Genomic DNA, 15,261 nt, shown 5'->3' on the forward strand with positions numbered 1-15,261 from the left:
ATAGTGAAGGAATTCTTTTAAGGTTTTTTTATGCAAAAAAAAGATGAGTTTTTAAAGCTGTTTTTAGCCTGCAACAACAGGCTGTATTGCTATATAATTACATTAGTTCCCAATAAGGCTGAGGCTGATGATATTTTTCAGAATTCTGCATTAGTGATGTGGGAGAAGTTTGATGACTTTATAGAGGGCACAAACTTTTTCAGCTGGGCATGTACTGTCGCTCGTAATAAGGTGTTTGAGCATTATCGCACCCAAAAACGTTTTTCTAATTTAATTGATAATCAGCTTCTCGAAGATATTGGCAGTAATTTTCAATTCAATTCTCAACAGGAGAACCTCAGACTTTCTGCTCTTAACGGCTGCGTAACTAAACTAAGCGATAATGATAAAGAGCTGATAAAAGCCAGATTCACTAACGGAACAAGTTTAAAGGCTTTTGCAAGACAAACAGAAAGTTCTATTAATACTATATATAAACGTATGGCTTACATTTATGCGATGCTTCAAAACTGCGTTGAAAAGACCTTAAAGCAATGGGGGCAGGAATGACTAAGCAAGAGATATACAAACTTTACATTAAAATCGTTTCTGCTATTGAGGTGGATTTGAGCGATAAAGAAAGGGCTGAGCTCCTGCGCACCGTCAGTTCTGATTCAGATGCTGCTTATTATTATTCGCGTTTTATGGAAATGTATTCTATGATGAGCTCACAGGAGGGCAGCTGCATAATCAAAAGCTTAATAGAATCAGACGAAGATTTGAGCGTTTCTGATGCAGTTAATATTGATAAAAGCATTATTGACCGGATTTTAGAAGAGCAGAAAAATGCACAGCCAATCAATAAAAACAGGCAGGAGCAAAAGCATCACAACTCAGTTAAACGAAATCAGCTGAATTCGCCTGATTCGTTTCGCCAGAAAAGGCAGATATCAAAAATAAACCTTTACTCTGCAATCGCCGGCGCAGCGGCTATGCTGTTTTTATTCATATACGCCAATTTTATTTACAGGCCGGCGGTGGCTTATGTGAAAGACAGTATTGATGTTTATTCTGCTGAGAAAAATTTAAGCAATGATCAAGGACTGAAACCAGGCGGCTATTCTCTTTCGGAGGGTATATTAAAGATAAAATTTGAAAAGGGCACTGAAGCTATATTAGAAGCTCCGGCTATGTTTACACTGGTAAGCCCCGGCGAAATAATTCTTGAATACGGCCGCCTTAATGCGAATGTTCCGCCTGATGGTAAAGGATTTATCGTAAAAACAAAGAATGCAGTAATAAAAGACCTTAGCACGCAGTTTGGAGTGGAGGTAGGGCATCTTGCAGATTGCAAGGTTTATGTTCACAAAGGCAGTGTAGAGTTATCGTCGGATAAATCATCAAATGCTGAACATAGCATAGAGCATTTCGCAGAAATATTACGCCAGTATCAGGCTGTGGAATTTAATGAAAGCAGGGGCTTAGCCGATGTTGAGTACCCTGAAACGGGTTATGTTCGTGATTTTTCTTCAGAAGACAGTTTCGTTTGGCGAGGAGAAAGTTTTTCTCTTTCCGCTGCGGTTTCAGGTAAAAATGGTTTTAAGTTTGAAAGCGGAAATAAGGTTATAGATCTGTCTGACGGAAAGATTAAGCCCATTGAAAGCTGCTATAAAGGGTGGCGCGTGGCGCAGGACACTTTTAATGAAGTAGAAGGCAGTAAGTACATAGATTCAGTTTTCGTGCCTCAAAAAGACAAAAACGGATGCAAGATAAGCACTTCCGGCATAACTTTTGAATCCTTTTCTAACAGTGAAAGCGCCTTTTGGGCGCCTGTCAGCGGTGAGCCTGTTGTTTGGAACATTTCTGATAATCAGCCGGGAGGAGTGTTTGTAGATGTTGAAACAGGATATGATGATCCGGTAATTTTTATGCACTCAAACTCAGGGATCACTTTTGACCTGCAGGCTTTGAGAAAAAAGTACCCTTCGCTTCGGCCGTCTTTCTTTCAGACAATTTATCAGACCGCAATAAACCGCTCTGGGACAGGGGCATTCAGGTATTGGGTGTTTGTTGACGGCGAAGTTGTCTCAGACGGTTTCCAGCCCGGGACAAATGATTTCCTCAACAGGAAAATTTCAGTTCCATTAAATCAAAACTCCCGATTCTTAACTCTCGCAATCACCGACAAGGACGACGGAACATCATACGATTGGGGGGTATTCATTAAACCCGTGATCAAATTCGATTTGAAGCCGCTCACTGAATAACTGGCTTTGCTGTTTTTGAGAATTCAATTTATCCCTTTACCCTTGACTTTTCTTCTTATTTTTTGAGCTCAGGGGCGCAGCGGTCAATTATGCGGGGCACCGCAACGTGCGACCATTTATCAGCTCTGGCGGGGAAACCGTTCTCATTCAGTCAGCAAGCTGTCTCACTCCAGCCTTCGCCTTGTTTCCTTTGCTGAATGGTGATTTTCCTGACTTCGGCGGTATGATTGTGGAAAACTCTGCAAAAAGTGGGTTTTGAGGCTGTTATGAGGGTTTGTTAAGTTCGGTTCGCTCGTAGTGCCTAATTTTTTATTTTTTTGACACAATGTTTTGATTTCGTATAATCTGCATTTATGTTTATACGAGTAAAGACATCAAAAAACAGTCCGAAGCAGTCGGTACAGATTGTAGAGAGTTATCGCAACGAGAAGAACCAGCCTCGTCAGCGTATAGTTCGTCATCTCGGCACAGCCTTCACAGAAGAAGAGCTTAAGCGGCTCAAGGATTTTGCCGAATTCGAGAAGGCCAAGCTTGAGGCCGAGAAAACGCCGGCACTTTTCAAGCCTGAGCATCTTGCAGAAGCTGCAATAGATGCCCGCAAAAACATTGATGATAAGCCTTTGCGGGTCAATCTAAAGAATCTCAGGGAACAGGCACGCATAACTACAGGCATCCATGAGGTATTCGGCAGCATCTACAATGAGCTTGGCTTTAACAATCTTTTCGATAGACGCAAAGAGTCTGCAGGCAAAAACCTTCGTCATATCACAATGGCAAGGCTTGCAAACCCAGTGAGCAAACGCAGCAGCGTTCAGGATCTCTCCAAAGACTTCGGCATTAACCTTTCTTTAGACAGCGTTTACCGTATGATGGATAATATCACAGATGATATTATCAGCAAGGCTCAAAACTGTGCTCACAGTGCTGCTAAAGGCCTTCTCGGCGAAGAGATAAGTCTTCTTTTCTACGACTGCACCACGCTTTATTTTGAATCATTTACAGAAGATGAGCTCAAAAAGAACGGCTACAGCAAGGATATGAAGTTCAATCAGCCGCAGGTTGTCCTTGGTCTTCTGTCCACATCAGAAGGGCTTCCAGTAGGTTATGAGGTATTCCCCGGCAATCAGTATGAAGGGCATACGCTGCATACTGTAATCCCTAAGATCAAAGAGAAATACAACCTCAAGCGTGTTATCTTCACCGCAGACAGCGCAATGCTTAGCAAGGCTAATCTTGATTACCTTGAAAAGCAGGGAGTTGAGTATATTGTGGCAGCGAGGCTTAAAAGCCTCACTGATAAATGGAAAGCAAAGGTTACAGAATCCAATGCCCCGCTTAGAAGCTTTGATTACGGCAAAGATACAAGGCTTATTGTTACCTACAGCGATAAACTCGCTAAAAAGAATAAGCACGACAGGGATGAAGCTATAAGAAAGCTCCAGGAGAAGCTTGAAAAGAGCAGCAACCCCAAATCACTTATAAGCAACTACGGCTACAAGAAGTTTATGCGTGTTACCGGCGATATAGATTGCCGGATAGATGAAGAGAAATATGAAGAGGCTGCGAATTTTGATGGTCTTCACGGTGTTATAACGAATGTTAAGGATATGGATGATTCGGCTGTAGTAGATCATTACAGGCAGCTCTGGCTGATTGAAGAGTGCTTCAGGATAAGCAAGCACGATCTGAAGATACGGCCGATATACCACTGGACGCCGAAACGAATCAAAGCCCATATACTGATATGCTTTATCGCTCTAACCTGCGCGAGAAATCTGGCCTACAGGGTTCGGCTGAGATTTGAGCCGATGTCTGTGGCGAGGATTGTAAATGCCCTCAACCACGTGCAGCTGAGCATACTCTGGGATAAGAAAACAGAGTGCAGATATGTCCTGCCATCAAAGATTAACGAGGACGCAAGAAAACTCTATAAAACAGTTAATCTCAGCACCAATACAACGCCTTACAAAATGTAATTTCACCCGCCGAAAAACCTTCCGAAATAGGGTTTGTAGTGCCTGCGCAAAAAATCGAGTCCTTTATTGACAAGGACTTATGAAAATTTACCGCCGAAGTCAGGAAGAGAGTCTCTGCCATAAGAGGATCTCGAACCCTGTTTGCATGAGAAAGCCCATTCCTGCTTGGAGGGGTTGCACGGCGGATAGGAGTCAAAGCTCCAGAATGATTACGCAATGTGTCGGAAACGTCGTTGAGCGAGAGACTGTGAGCAATCTGGACATGAAGCATAGATACAATGTGCGACCAGCAAGAAAATGTTCGTGATTGCTTGTCAATACCGAAAGACCGAGACAATTTTGAAACAAGATGTGCAGGAATATGTTGGCATATTTGCTTAAGAATGCTATATTGATGTTTGGCGGGTGTCATGGGTTACTCCTAATTTGTTTAATTAGACTGAAAGAATTAGTGTAACTCATACCCCGCTGATTTTAAAGAAACATCTTGTATTTTGCTCTTCTATGGGATGGCTGTGTCAATTTTTCTTAAAAAAACACACATAAAACTTTACAAAATATAAAATGAGTTTGAATTTGGTTTTTTGCAGTATTATAATTATACTAACGTATTGTGAAATTGAGTATGTAAAGGATTCAGCATTTTAACCTGCTGATTATATGAAAATGGATGTTCTTTCGGAATTATCAAATTTCTTTCCGGCAGCTGTTTATACAGGGCTTAAGCTTGTGATGCTTAGCCCGAACCATGAGGCGGTAATAAGGCGAGCGGAAAATGAGTCGGAATTTCAAACGGCTGAAAGCAGGAATCGAGTAGTAGTTGAGATACTCAGTGGCAGCGAGGACACCGGCAAGAAGCTCGTGGAAAGAGAGCTTTTTCAGATACGAGACGTTCGCAAGCTGGCAGGTGAGATTGAGAAATATATTGAAAACGCGCTGGACATTTCGATGAAGTGTGAAGGCGGAGAAAATTCAGATGGCGGACAGGCTTAAGATAAACGAAGGCCCGGGCTGGGTTGAGCTGGGCTTTAAGATTGTTCCGGGAAGCAGCAGGACAGCGATTTCAGGCTGCCACGACGGGATGATTAAGGTTAAGGTGGCAGCGCCGCCGGAGAAAGGCAAGGCAAACAAGGAGCTGATCTCGTATCTGGCCTCACGCTTGAACGCAAAGAAAAAGGATATCGAGCTTGTATCAGGTGCGTCGAATCCTGTTAAAAGGCTCAAAATTTACGGCGCAGAGCCGGAAAAAATTATGCAAATATGCAGGGAGTGAAAAAATGGCCGAGAAAGAAAAAAAGAAAGCCAAAAAAAGCAATATGCTTCGTAAACTGCTGATAGCAGTTCTTGTTGTAATTCTTCTTATTTCAGTTCTTTTCAGCTTCTTCGGCGAAAGAGCGGCCACTGTCGCAGCGGAAAAGGCAGGAACGAAGGCTCTTGGTGTTGGCGTTGATATAGATGCAATCACGTTCAGCCTTATGGGAGGCGAGGGGAAAATAAACGGGCTCACTGTTGACAATCCCGAGGGTTACAAGCTCGATTATGCCATGAAGATGGGGCAGGGCGATATAGCCGTGGACACAGGCTCGCTTCTCAGTGATGAGGTGCATATCAAGAAGCTGCACTTCGACGGGCTTCATATAAATTTCGAGAGCAGGGGCTTCAAGAGCAACTTCCAAACTATCACAGAGAATATGAAGCCTGCCGAAGGCGAGAAGAAGCCGGAGGAAGAAAAGCCCGCTGAAAAAGGCAAGAAGCAGGTTGTGGTGGATAAGCTCATAATCTCAAACGCAAAGGTTACAGTTAAGCTGATAGACCTGCCTGTAGGCGATATGGACAAGATGACCTTCACCCTCCCGCGCATCGAGATGGAAGATGTGGGGAAAGACAAAAAGCTCAGCTTTGCTGAGTTAACAAAAATCATCTTCGGCACAATCACCGAAACCATAATGCAGAAGGGCAAAGGCATAATCCCCACGGGCGTACTCGATTCTCTTGGAGGCTCTTTTAAGGGAGCTGCAGGAGTGTTAGGAGACCTCGGGCAGGGCGTATTCGGCTCTGTATCGGGGATTGCCGGTGAAGGCGGCAAGAAAGTCGGCGAGGCAGTTGAAGGCAGTAAAAAGGCTGTAGAAGGCGTAGTTGAGGGCGGCAAAAAGGCCCTCGAAGGCGCAGCGAAAACAGGCGAGAATATCGGCAAAGAAGCCGGCAAAATCGTAGAAGGTATAGGCGGTATGTTCGGCGGGGATAAAAAAGAAGAAGAAGAAAAGGCCGAATAAAGCTTCAGTTTATAAGTCAGGGATGATGAAAAAACATGGATTAACAGCCCCTGCCGGTTTCCTCGCTTCAGGGGTCTCGGCGGGTATAAAGGATTCGGGCAGTAAAGATCTTGGAATGATAAGCTGTCCAGAAGGAGCGAAAGCCGCTGGAGTTTTTACCACAAATGCAGTTGTATCGGCGGCAGTTGAGGTTTGCAGAGAAAATCTCGCCTGCGCCAGATGCTTCGGCGTTGTGGTTAATTCGGGGAATGCAAACGCCTGCACAGGCAAAAAAGGCCTCAGCGATGCACGCAGTATGTGCAGAGAGGCAGGCAAAGCACTTAAGGCGGAAGAAAGTTCGATTCTCGCTGCCTCTACAGGGATAATCGGCCAGCATCTTCCCATGCAGAAGGTTCGCTGCGGCATTAAGGCCTCAGCAGATTCGCTTTCTCAATCACAAAAAGCGGGCAGGGATTTCGCCGAGTCAATCCTAACTACCGACACCGCAGCCAAACAGTACAGTGAAACCGTCCGGCTCTCGGGAAAAGATGTAACAATCGCAGGCGCAATAAAGGGGGCAGGTATGATAGCCCCGAATATGGCCACTACGCTCTGCTTTCTCACTACAGACGTCGCAATCAGCAAAACACTTCTGCAAAGAGCGCTGAAAGAAGCGGCAGGGGAGTCTCTCAACAAGCTTACCGTTGACGGTCATCAAAGCACTAATGACACTGCCCTGATTCTTGCATCGGGAAAGGCTGGAAATGCGGGAATAAACAAAGCCGGGAGCCAAGATTATAAGAAATTCTTAAAAACACTGCTTAGCGTATGTCGTAACCTTACCAGACAAATGGCTCTTGACGCTGAAGGGGCCTCTAAGATATTCAAAGTTGCTGTTTCGGGGGCGGCATCAAAGAAAGATGCCCGCAAAGCCGCAAGGGCAGTAGCGAATTATGATTTGGTAAAATGTGCTGTAAACGGCTCTGATCCTAACTGGGGAAGAATAATTTGTGCGATAGGCTCTTGCGGAGCTAAAGTGAATGTTGATAATATAACTTGCCGGCTCGACAGGCTTACCGTTTTTCGCGGAGGCAGGCCGGTGAAGTTTGATAAAAAACGTGCTGAAGAGATTGTATCGCAGAAAGAGCATACAATCTCAATAGACCTTGGCGCAGGCAGCAGTTCAGATTTCTGCTGGGGCTGCGATTTGAGCAAAAAGTACGTTGAAATAAATGCTGATTACCATACCTGAGCAGTTCAGGTTTGTTCTTTAACAACTGAAGAGGGTTTTACTGAAACATTAACTGTTTCAGATAAGCTGAATATAAATGGCTGCAGAGAGGATGTTTTTCTTTCGGCGGAATAAGCTTTAGGCTGTGTGCTTTCTGATTTTCGCATGCCGCCGGCTGACGGAATAGCCGGCAGGCTGCAGAATGTTAAAAAAACATTTTAGGAGTGATTAAGATGCTTAAAAAAATGATACTCACAGCGATTATGCTTGCCTGCACGGCAGGTGTAACAATGGCTTTCGATGCTGATATCAAAGGCGATCTCTCAATCGACTATTCAAGCAAGTATATCTGGCGCGGTAAGGCTATTTCTGATGAGTCTGTAATGCAGACCGGCCTGGATTTTACAATGGATAAACTCAGTTTAGGAATCTGGGGAAATATGGATCTTACAAACGACCTTGAAGAAAGAAACAACTTTACCAAAGTTGACTACTACATTGAATACGGCGACAAGCTCGGCGATGTTATGAAGTACTGCATCGGTGCTAAAAGATTTGACTTTGATATGGGCTCTATGAATGAAGCAAGAAGCGAAGTTTATGCCGGACTGGGTTTAGATATGATGCTGAATCCAATGGTCAAGGCATACTATGATATTGATGAAGCTCAGGACGGCATGTACATCCGCGGCTGCGTGAGCGAGTCTATGGATCTATCAGACGGCGTAGGGCTTGAGTGCTCTGCTTCAGTCGGCTGGGCTAATGATAAGTCTAACGAAGCTTACTGGGGCTCAGATGATGATGCATTCCAGGACTTCAAAGCAAACGTAGGTATGCCGATTGCCATGGGCGATTGGACTCTTACCCCTAACGTTTCATACGTTGCCCTTCTGGACAATGATATGAGAGAAGCAGACGGTTACTACGCTTCAGACGATCCGGACTACTTCTACGCAGGTGTAGGGCTTTCAACCAGTTTCTAACCTAAATTACGATGCCTTTTACGGGCAGTTTCATTAAGGAAGCGCATTATCCGCAGAAAGGAAGACTCTCTTTGCAGCCGGCATTTTAAAACCCTCTTTTGAAAAATACATCCCCTTTGCGTTTTTCTGCCAAAAAAAGGCAGACGCTCTGAAGCCGCCTGCCTTAAGGAAAGATGAAGTTTATACAGCTAAGCTCAGCCCCAAGGCCATGGCTTGGCTTTAGTTCTTCTCGCCCATTTCTCCCAGAGCTGGGCAAGTTCTTCCACCTTCTCTGGATACTTGTCTGCAAGGTCGTGTATTTCAGATTTGTCCTTATCCATATCGTAAAGCTCCCAGCCTTCGGAGGTGCTGAAATCTCTTATCTCACGCACATACGAAACGAGTTTCCATTTGCCCTTCCGGATTGCACGGTTGCCCTCGTGTTCCCAGAAAATTGCGTCCCGTTCGATCGGTTTGTCTTTAAGAGCAGCGGGCAAAAGGCTCTTTCCTTCATAAGGCGTTATTTCGTTTCCGTTGAACCGCTTTGGATACTTCGCATCGGCGATATCAATGCAGGTTGCCATAATATCGATAATATGCCCGGGAGAGCGGTTTATTTTGCCTGCCATATATTTCGTTTTTGCAGGCCATGAGAAGATCAGCGGCGTAGCGATTCCGCCTTCATGGGTGTAATGTTTGAAAAGCTTGAAGGGCGTGTTCTGAGCGTTTGCCCAGGCCCTGCCGCATCTGATAAAGCTTTCTGGGCCCCCGAGCCTGCCGGTATTCTTGCCGAAGTTGTGGGCTTGGGCTTTGCCTTCAGCGCAGCCGCCATTGTCTGAGAGGAACATAAACACGGTATTCTCATATTCGCCCTTTTCTTTGAGGAAATCAACCAGCCTGCCCACGCTCTTATCCATCTCGTCGATCATGGCAGCGTAAACGGCTATCATATCGGCCTGCTCTTTCTGCTCCTTCTCGCTGAGCTCATCCCATGCAGGTATGCCCCGTTTATACCAGCGGTAGCTGGAGTTTTTGAGTTCGTCCCAGTCTTCCCTTTTGTCGTGAGAAAGCCCCCACTGTTCTTTGAGAATGCCCATCTCTTTCATACGTTCGTATCTCTGCCTGCGCAGCTCATCCCAGCCGCAAAGATAGCGATCGCGGTATTTCTCAATCGTATCTTTCGGTGCCTGCAATGGCCAGTGCGGGGCGTTATGAGCGAGGTAGTAGAAAAGCGGCTTACCCTCTTTGAAGGCCTCTTTTGCGAATTGGATCCCGTAGTCAACCCATGCGTGAGTTGTGTAAAATCCTTCGGGCATTTCCGATTTGCTGTTGTATTTTAGTTTATCATTTAGATAAATCTCTTTGTTCGGCTGGTAGAAGAAGCCTGCACCAGTTGGGCAGCCGAAGAAGCGGTCGAAGCCGCGGGAGGTTGGTATCTGGCTCGGGATAGCCCTGCCCACATGCCATTTCCCTGTAATTGATGTGAAATAGCCCGCTGGCTTGAGCACTTCAGCTATGGTAACGCATTTTCGGTGAATATGCCCCTGATAGCCTTCAAGGTCGTGGTCTTTATACATCCATCCCATGCCCGCCTGATGCGGGTAGAGCCCGCTGAGAATGCTCGCACGAGACGGGCAGCATCTTGCTGTATTGTGGAAATCCGTGAATCGGACGCCTTGATTTGCGAGCCTGTCGAGATTCGGGGTTTCGATTTCGCTTCCGAAGCAGCCGATATCCGAATACCCCATATCATCAACCATAATTACAACTATATTAGGGCGTTTGGATTTGCTAATTTTCAATTCTTTATTAGCGAAAAATGCCTCTCCGCTAACCGATGAGCCTAAAGCTGCACCGAATGTACAGCCGGCTAATTTAACAAAATCTCTTCTGCGCATAAATAATCCTCTTCAAAAAAGTTTAAGACTAAAATTTAACCGCTTCGTCGATGCCTACCTCTTCTGCCCATCTCTTGAGCTCGGCCTTTAGCTGTTTTACCTTTTCAGGTTTCTGTGCAGCGAGATTTGTGGTTTCCTTGATGTCGCTCTGGAGGTCGAAAAGCTCAGTGTCAGACCCGTCCGGATTAATAAGCAGTTTCCATTTGCCGTCTCTAACTGCAAATGAGGGACTGATAAATTCCTTATTCCCCGGCATTAGCGTTGCGAAAGGTTTGCCGTACTGCCAGCATATTGGCTTTTTGCGCTGGAATTTCTTTCCGAGAAGCGCAGGCATCATATCCTGCCCGTCCTTCTCTGAAGAGGCCTTTGCACCGGTAATATTGAGGAATGTTGGCGAAAGGTCTATCCCTGCGCATATCGCTTCGCTGTTTATTGTGCCCGCAGGGATTTTGCCCTGCCATTTCGCTATGAAAGGCATCCTTATTCCGCCTTCGTAAAGGCTCCATTTCCTGCCGTAGAATTCACCTGTAGATCCCGGAGGGTTCCAGCCGTCGCGGTAGTATCGCCGCCAGTCTGTCGGGCCGTTGTCGCTTGTGAAGACTATCAGCGTGTTATCTTCTATGCCGAGCTGCTTAACTTTATCGAATGCCCTGCCGAGCTGTTTGTCCATCTCTTTGAGTACCGCGAAGAAAGCCTGCTGCCAAGGGTTCTGCGTTACAGATTTCATTTTCTCTGCCTCGCCTTCTTTAGGCAGATGCCAGTCGTGAACGTCATTGGGGAAAAGCTCAATATAGAAAGGCCTGTCTGCCTCAACGCTTTCCTCCATAAATTTCAGCGAGCGGTTCACGTAATTCTCAGTTGTATTATGTTTGGGGATTTCGGTGGTCTTGCCGCCAAGCTTTGCGCTTTGTCTGGAAAGTCCGTGGTCTTCAAAAAGAAGCCTTTCCCCAAGTCCTTCAAACGAAACCAGCGATTCATCAAAGCCGTATTTCTGCGGGAGTGGGGCATCATCAACATCTCTTCCGCCTCCAACATGCCATTTGCCGAAATGCGCAGTCTTGTAGCCTGCACGCTTCAGCTCGCCCGCGGTAACAGGTGCCTTTGCTGTGAGATAGTTGGCCATGCTGCGTTTTTTGTTGATCTTTCGTGAATTCAAGTATGAATGTATCTTCCATCTCTGAGGGTACTGACCTGTCATAACTGCTACGCGCGAAGGCGAGCAGATAGGAGAGTTTACATAGAAGTTAGTCAGCTTTGTGCCTTCGGATGCTAGCCGGTCTATGTTAGGCGTTTTGATTTTGTAGTTTCCGAAACAGGATGGGTCTGCAAAGCCCATATCATCTATAAATACGAAAAGAATATTGGGCTTTTTCTCTTTAAGAGCAAAGCTCATCGGGGCTGCGGCGGCCGCTGCGCCTGCAAGGATCGACTTTTTAAGGAAATCTCTTCTTTTGATCATTCTTAAGCCTCTTAAAGTTTAATGTTGCAATTTGTGCTTTAACTTTTTTTGTTATAAAGTAAATAGCTGATTTTTCAATATTTTACATAAATTCTGCACGGAATTTTTCATATACGAACTATATTCTTGCAATTTTTAAATAAACTGTTAAAATGTCTTTACAATTAGCTCACAATTAATTAAGTTCTTTTTTAAAGAATTTTTGTAAAAAACATTTAATTAAGCAGCAATTTTGTTAAAAAAGAACACAGTTTTAGTTTAAAAAAACGGCATTAAAATGGCCGGAGAAAGGTTTTATTAATAGGAAGGCAGTTATGAAAAAGAAGGCTTTTACACTGATCGAATTGCTTGTAGTAATTTCAATTATCGCGCTTCTGATGGCGGTTCTTATGCCGGCTCTTGGAAGAGCGAGAGAACAGGCCAAATCCACGGTCTGCCAGACACGCCTGAAACAGTGGGGCGTTATCTGGAATGTTTATACCGATAAGTATGGCGGCAGATTCCCAAGCGCATATGATATCAATGACAGATACGGAATAGGCTGGCTTAGAGGTGCTTGGATTATTCCTCTGCGTTACGAATGGGAAACAAACTCTGACATCCTTAGGTGTCCAGAAGCAGAAGAGCCTGCTCCAAAGCAAGACCCCGATGACCCCAGCTACAATGGGCTAAGACATGCATACTGGATGGGAGATCCGGGCAATATTCAAGACGAGGAAGACCTTGATGAAAAGGAATATGCCAGCTACGGGATGAACTGCTGGGCTTTTGATGATTCAAAAGATGTTCAGCAAAGACCAGCTGAGTACCACTGGAGAGCTATCAGCAGAGTCAGCAGGGCGAATACAGTTCCGCTTTTTGCAGACAGCATGTGGAGAGGCGGCGGGCCTCACTATGAACGAGGCGAAACTGCAATTCAGCCATCCCCGCAAAATGGGCAGTTTATGAACTACGACAATGAGATGTCTCACTTTACAGTGAGAAGGCACCCTAAGGGTACGAACCTGCTGTTTATGGACGGTTCGGTAGGTAAACTTTCAATTAAAGACCTCTACCACCAGAAATGGCACAGGATGTTTGACCTTCACGGAAGATACTCAGAAGAAGATACCGAAGTTGACTGGCCTGAATGGATTGAAGACACTACAGACTAACGTCTGAGTTAAACAGCTCAGGCGGTTTTTTTTTGTTTTATGTGCTGAGTTATATAATGGGTATGAAAAATTGCATTTTTATGTCCTAATTGGTGCCAGCTGGTTTATGATAATAAGCTGCTTTGAGAAAAAAAAACGGGCGATTATCTAACAAATTTGTTTTTTTAAAAAATTTTGTAAAAATTTCGTATTTGAGGCATTTATTAATTGTGAGGCAGTTTTACTGACTCAATAAATTAATATATAAGTTTAAAGATTCGGCCTTAAGCAAGAGGCTGTAAGAAAGGTTTTATTAATAGGAAGGCAGTTATGAAAAAGAAGGCTTTTACACTGATCGAATTACTTGTAGTAATTTCAATTATCGCGCTTCTGATGGCGGTTCTTATGCCGGCTCTTGGAAGAGCGAGAGAACAGGCCAAATCCACGGTCTGCCAGACACGCCTGAAGCAGTGGGGCGTTATCTGGAATATCTATACGGGCAAATACGGAGGCAGTTTCCCCAGTGCTAATGATATGGACAAAAGATACGGGATAAACTGGCCGCGTGGCGCATGGATTATTCCTCTTCGCCACGAATGGGAAACGAATAATGACATTTTAAGATGTCCTGAAGCGGAAACACCCAATGAAGACGGCGATTATGGAGATTTAGACGAGGCCTACTGGATGGGCAACACTAATGTCGATGAGGAAGAGGATCTCGAAGTACAGGAATATGCCAGCTACGGGATGAACTGCTGGGCATTTGACGAACCGCCCGGAGCTCCTGATAATATTTATCAGGGAAGAGAGCAAAAGTATTACTGGCGTAATATAACGAGAGTTTCACGTGCAAATACGGTTCCGCTTTTTGCAGATGCTGTATGGCGAGGCGGCGGGCCTCACTATGAACGAGGCGAAACTGCAATCCAGCCATCCCAATACAATGGCAGCCAGGCTCCGCAAGAAGTGTATAATTTTAATGTTAGCTATGAAATGGCACACTTTACAGTGAGAAGGCACCCGAAGGGAACAAACCTCTTGTTTATGGACGGCTCGGTTAATAAGCTCAGTATCAAAGATCTCTACCACCAAAAATGGCACAGGAGATTCGATCTGCACGGCCGCTACTCAGAAGAAGATACCGAAGTTGACTGGCCTGAATGGATTGAAGACACTACAGACTAACGTCTGAGATATTCTTTAGTGAATCATAAGCCGTCTGAGTTAAACAGCTCAGGCGGCTTTTTTACTGCTCTAAATTTTGTTTATGATTTCGCTGAGTTCTAATCAATACTGTTTAATCCGGGCAGGAAGCTGTCTGATTTGCGCGAATTAGTAAAACTCAGTGTCAGGAGATTGTTTTGTCTTCTCTAAGCTGAGCTGCGGTTTTCTTCTGCGTCAGATAGACGCATATATTTTGGGGCAAAGCTGGATGGTTCCTGAAAGTTTTGCTTTTCAATTTCTAACACCGCAAGCCTGCACAGCGAGCTTGCCTTTACATCCCAAAAATCTTCCGGAAGAATAATATTCCCCTCAGCTTCAAACTTTTTTGAATAATATTTCAGGCCTTCTCCTAAAAGGGCGGTTCTGGTATTTTTCCCGCCTGCCATTTCGATTATCTGTTCTGGCTTGAGAAGGGAATCTTCAATTTTCTTTTCCCAGCCCTCGCCATTAAATTCATACATTGATGAGAAAAACTGCCCCCTCTTTGCATCAAGCACAGGAATTATCCGGTCGAACTTTTCGCCGCTTTGATCGATGTATGCTTGGCAGTTTTCTCTGCACGCGTCCAGACTGCTTATTCCTAAAAGTTTAGCCCTGCCTGCCAAAACCATCATTTTTGCAGCGGTGATCCCGATTCGAAGGCCTGTATAGCTCCCTGGACCTTGTGTAACGGCCAGATAGGCAATTTCATTTACTCCTATATTCTCTTTTTGGAGAATATCTTTTGTTGAGGGTATAAGCTCAGCGGCGTGTCTGATCTGTCCGGAAAATTTTTTTTCGCATAAAATATTATTATCATTGCAAATCGCCGCTGAACCGGCTCTTCCTGACGTGTCTATACAGAGAATTATTTCAGCCATTTTTCAATATTTCAAAA

The 15,261-nt window shown here is 44.8% G+C and carries 14 protein-coding genes; 10 read left to right on the top strand and 4 right to left on the bottom strand.

From position 1 onward, the window contains the following. Positions 1–30 precede the first annotated feature (30 nt). The 3 genes from L21SP3_RS00830 to L21SP3_RS00840 all read left to right on the top strand — a co-directional run bounded on the left by L21SP3_RS00830 (position 31) and on the right by L21SP3_RS00840 (position 4,222). Complete coding sequence (locus L21SP3_RS00830) at positions 31–549, top strand: sigma-70 family RNA polymerase sigma factor (protein WP_077538626.1); 519 nt, start codon at positions 31–33, stop codon at positions 547–549. Continuing rightward, positions 546–2,246: a FecR domain-containing protein gene (locus tag L21SP3_RS00835; protein ID WP_077538628.1), complete on the top strand. Its 1,701-nt coding sequence runs from the start codon at positions 546–548 to the stop codon at positions 2,244–2,246. Before L21SP3_RS00830 ends, L21SP3_RS00835 begins: the two co-directional genes overlap by 4 nt. A 353-nt stretch (positions 2,247–2,599) precedes the next feature. Continuing rightward, positions 2,600–4,222 carry an IS1634 family transposase gene (locus L21SP3_RS00840; protein ID WP_077538630.1) on the top strand — a complete coding sequence of 541 codons (1,623 nt, stop codon included), beginning with the start codon at positions 2,600–2,602 and terminating at the stop codon, positions 4,220–4,222. On the opposite strand, the gene L21SP3_RS12320 is transcribed toward L21SP3_RS00840, so the two are convergent. Beyond that, positions 4,191–4,634, bottom strand: coding sequence for a DUF4372 domain-containing protein (locus L21SP3_RS12320; protein WP_077538632.1), 444 nt, complete (start codon positions 4,632–4,634; stop codon positions 4,191–4,193). The two genes, L21SP3_RS00840 and L21SP3_RS12320, sit on opposite strands and share 32 nt — an antisense overlap. A gap of 248 nt (positions 4,635–4,882) precedes the next feature. Here L21SP3_RS12320 and L21SP3_RS00850 point away from each other — a divergent pair, with 248 nt between their 5' ends. The 5 genes from L21SP3_RS00850 (at position 4,883) to L21SP3_RS00870 (ending at position 8,688) form a co-directional block, all read left to right on the top strand. After that, positions 4,883–5,215 (top strand): hypothetical protein, encoded by a 333-nt coding sequence (locus tag L21SP3_RS00850; protein ID WP_077538634.1) that lies wholly within the window; start codon positions 4,883–4,885, stop codon positions 5,213–5,215. Then, positions 5,199–5,495: a DUF167 domain-containing protein gene (locus L21SP3_RS00855; protein ID WP_077538637.1), complete on the top strand. Its 297-nt coding sequence runs from the start codon at positions 5,199–5,201 to the stop codon at positions 5,493–5,495. Before L21SP3_RS00850 ends, L21SP3_RS00855 begins: the two co-directional genes overlap by 17 nt. Positions 5,496–5,499: 4 nt before the next feature. Further along, positions 5,500–6,495 (top strand): DUF748 domain-containing protein, encoded by a 996-nt coding sequence (locus L21SP3_RS00860; protein WP_077538639.1) that lies wholly within the window; start codon positions 5,500–5,502, stop codon positions 6,493–6,495. 22 nt (positions 6,496–6,517) lie between these two features. Beyond that, the gene (gene argJ / locus L21SP3_RS00865; RefSeq protein ID WP_077538641.1) at positions 6,518–7,726 is read left to right on the top strand and encodes a bifunctional glutamate N-acetyltransferase/amino-acid acetyltransferase ArgJ; all 1,209 of its coding nucleotides are present in this window, start codon (positions 6,518–6,520) and stop codon (positions 7,724–7,726) included. 212 nt (positions 7,727–7,938) lie between these two features. Then, complete coding sequence (locus L21SP3_RS00870; protein WP_077538643.1) at positions 7,939–8,688, top strand: hypothetical protein; 750 nt, start codon at positions 7,939–7,941, stop codon at positions 8,686–8,688. 194 nt (positions 8,689–8,882) lie between these two features. Here the strand turns inward: L21SP3_RS00870 and L21SP3_RS00875 are convergent, their stop codons facing one another. Together L21SP3_RS00875 and L21SP3_RS00880 are read right to left on the bottom strand one after the other, a co-directional pair. After that, positions 8,883–10,565, bottom strand: coding sequence for an arylsulfatase (locus L21SP3_RS00875; protein WP_077538645.1), 1,683 nt, complete (start codon positions 10,563–10,565; stop codon positions 8,883–8,885). A 28-nt stretch (positions 10,566–10,593) separates the two neighbouring features. Next, on the bottom strand, positions 10,594–12,024 hold the full coding sequence (locus L21SP3_RS00880) for a sulfatase family protein (protein ID WP_077538647.1): 1,431 nt from the start codon (positions 12,022–12,024) through the stop codon (positions 10,594–10,596). A gap of 314 nt (positions 12,025–12,338) precedes the next feature. Between L21SP3_RS00880 and L21SP3_RS11950 the strand changes: the two genes are divergently transcribed. Together L21SP3_RS11950 and L21SP3_RS00890 are read left to right on the top strand one after the other, a co-directional pair. After that, positions 12,339–13,178: a type II secretion system protein gene (locus L21SP3_RS11950; protein ID WP_077538649.1), complete on the top strand. Its 840-nt coding sequence runs from the start codon at positions 12,339–12,341 to the stop codon at positions 13,176–13,178. Between the two features lie 309 nt (positions 13,179–13,487). After that, on the top strand, positions 13,488–14,345 hold the full coding sequence (locus tag L21SP3_RS00890; RefSeq protein ID WP_077538651.1) for a type II secretion system protein: 858 nt from the start codon (positions 13,488–13,490) through the stop codon (positions 14,343–14,345). Positions 14,346–14,530: 185 nt separating this feature from the next. On the opposite strand, the gene tsaB is transcribed toward L21SP3_RS00890, so the two are convergent. Beyond that, a complete protein-coding gene (gene tsaB / locus L21SP3_RS00895; protein ID WP_077538654.1) occupies positions 14,531–15,244 on the bottom strand; it encodes a tRNA (adenosine(37)-N6)-threonylcarbamoyltransferase complex dimerization subunit type 1 TsaB in 714 nt (237 codons plus the stop codon). Positions 15,245–15,261: the final 17 nt, after the last annotated feature.

It is taken from the genome of Sedimentisphaera cyanobacteriorum, from assembly GCF_001997385.1.
GTDB lineage: Bacteria > Planctomycetota > Phycisphaerae > Sedimentisphaerales > Sedimentisphaeraceae > Sedimentisphaera > Sedimentisphaera cyanobacteriorum.

Bases quoted from the DNA above. Each gene is read 5' to 3' on its own strand.
- L21SP3_RS00870 (WP_077538643.1), top strand. From the start codon at position 7,939: ATGCTTAAAAAAATGATACTCACAGCGATTATGCTTGCCTGCACGGCA.
- L21SP3_RS00875 (WP_077538645.1), bottom strand. From the start codon at position 10,565: ATGCGCAGAAGAGATTTTGTTAAATTAGCCGGCTGTACATTCGGTGCA.
- tsaB (WP_077538654.1), bottom strand. From the start codon at position 15,244: ATGGCTGAAATAATTCTCTGTATAGACACGTCAGGAAGAGCCGGTTCA.
- L21SP3_RS00880 (WP_077538647.1), bottom strand. From the start codon at position 12,024: ATGATCAAAAGAAGAGATTTCCTTAAAAAGTCGATCCTTGCAGGCGCA.
- L21SP3_RS00860 (WP_077538639.1), top strand. From the start codon at position 5,500: ATGGCCGAGAAAGAAAAAAAGAAAGCCAAAAAAAGCAATATGCTTCGT.
- L21SP3_RS00855 (WP_077538637.1), top strand. From the start codon at position 5,199: ATGGCGGACAGGCTTAAGATAAACGAAGGCCCGGGCTGGGTTGAGCTG.
- L21SP3_RS00835 (WP_077538628.1), top strand. From the start codon at position 546: ATGACTAAGCAAGAGATATACAAACTTTACATTAAAATCGTTTCTGCT.
- L21SP3_RS12320 (WP_077538632.1), bottom strand. From the start codon at position 4,634: ATGACACCCGCCAAACATCAATATAGCATTCTTAAGCAAATATGCCAA.
- L21SP3_RS00830 (WP_077538626.1), top strand. From the start codon at position 31: ATGCAAAAAAAAGATGAGTTTTTAAAGCTGTTTTTAGCCTGCAACAAC.
- L21SP3_RS00850 (WP_077538634.1), top strand. From the start codon at position 4,883: ATGAAAATGGATGTTCTTTCGGAATTATCAAATTTCTTTCCGGCAGCT.
- argJ (WP_077538641.1), top strand. From the start codon at position 6,518: ATGATGAAAAAACATGGATTAACAGCCCCTGCCGGTTTCCTCGCTTCA.
- L21SP3_RS11950 (WP_077538649.1), top strand. From the start codon at position 12,339: ATGAAAAAGAAGGCTTTTACACTGATCGAATTGCTTGTAGTAATTTCA.
- L21SP3_RS00890 (WP_077538651.1), top strand. From the start codon at position 13,488: ATGAAAAAGAAGGCTTTTACACTGATCGAATTACTTGTAGTAATTTCA.
- L21SP3_RS00840 (WP_077538630.1), top strand. From the start codon at position 2,600: ATGTTTATACGAGTAAAGACATCAAAAAACAGTCCGAAGCAGTCGGTA.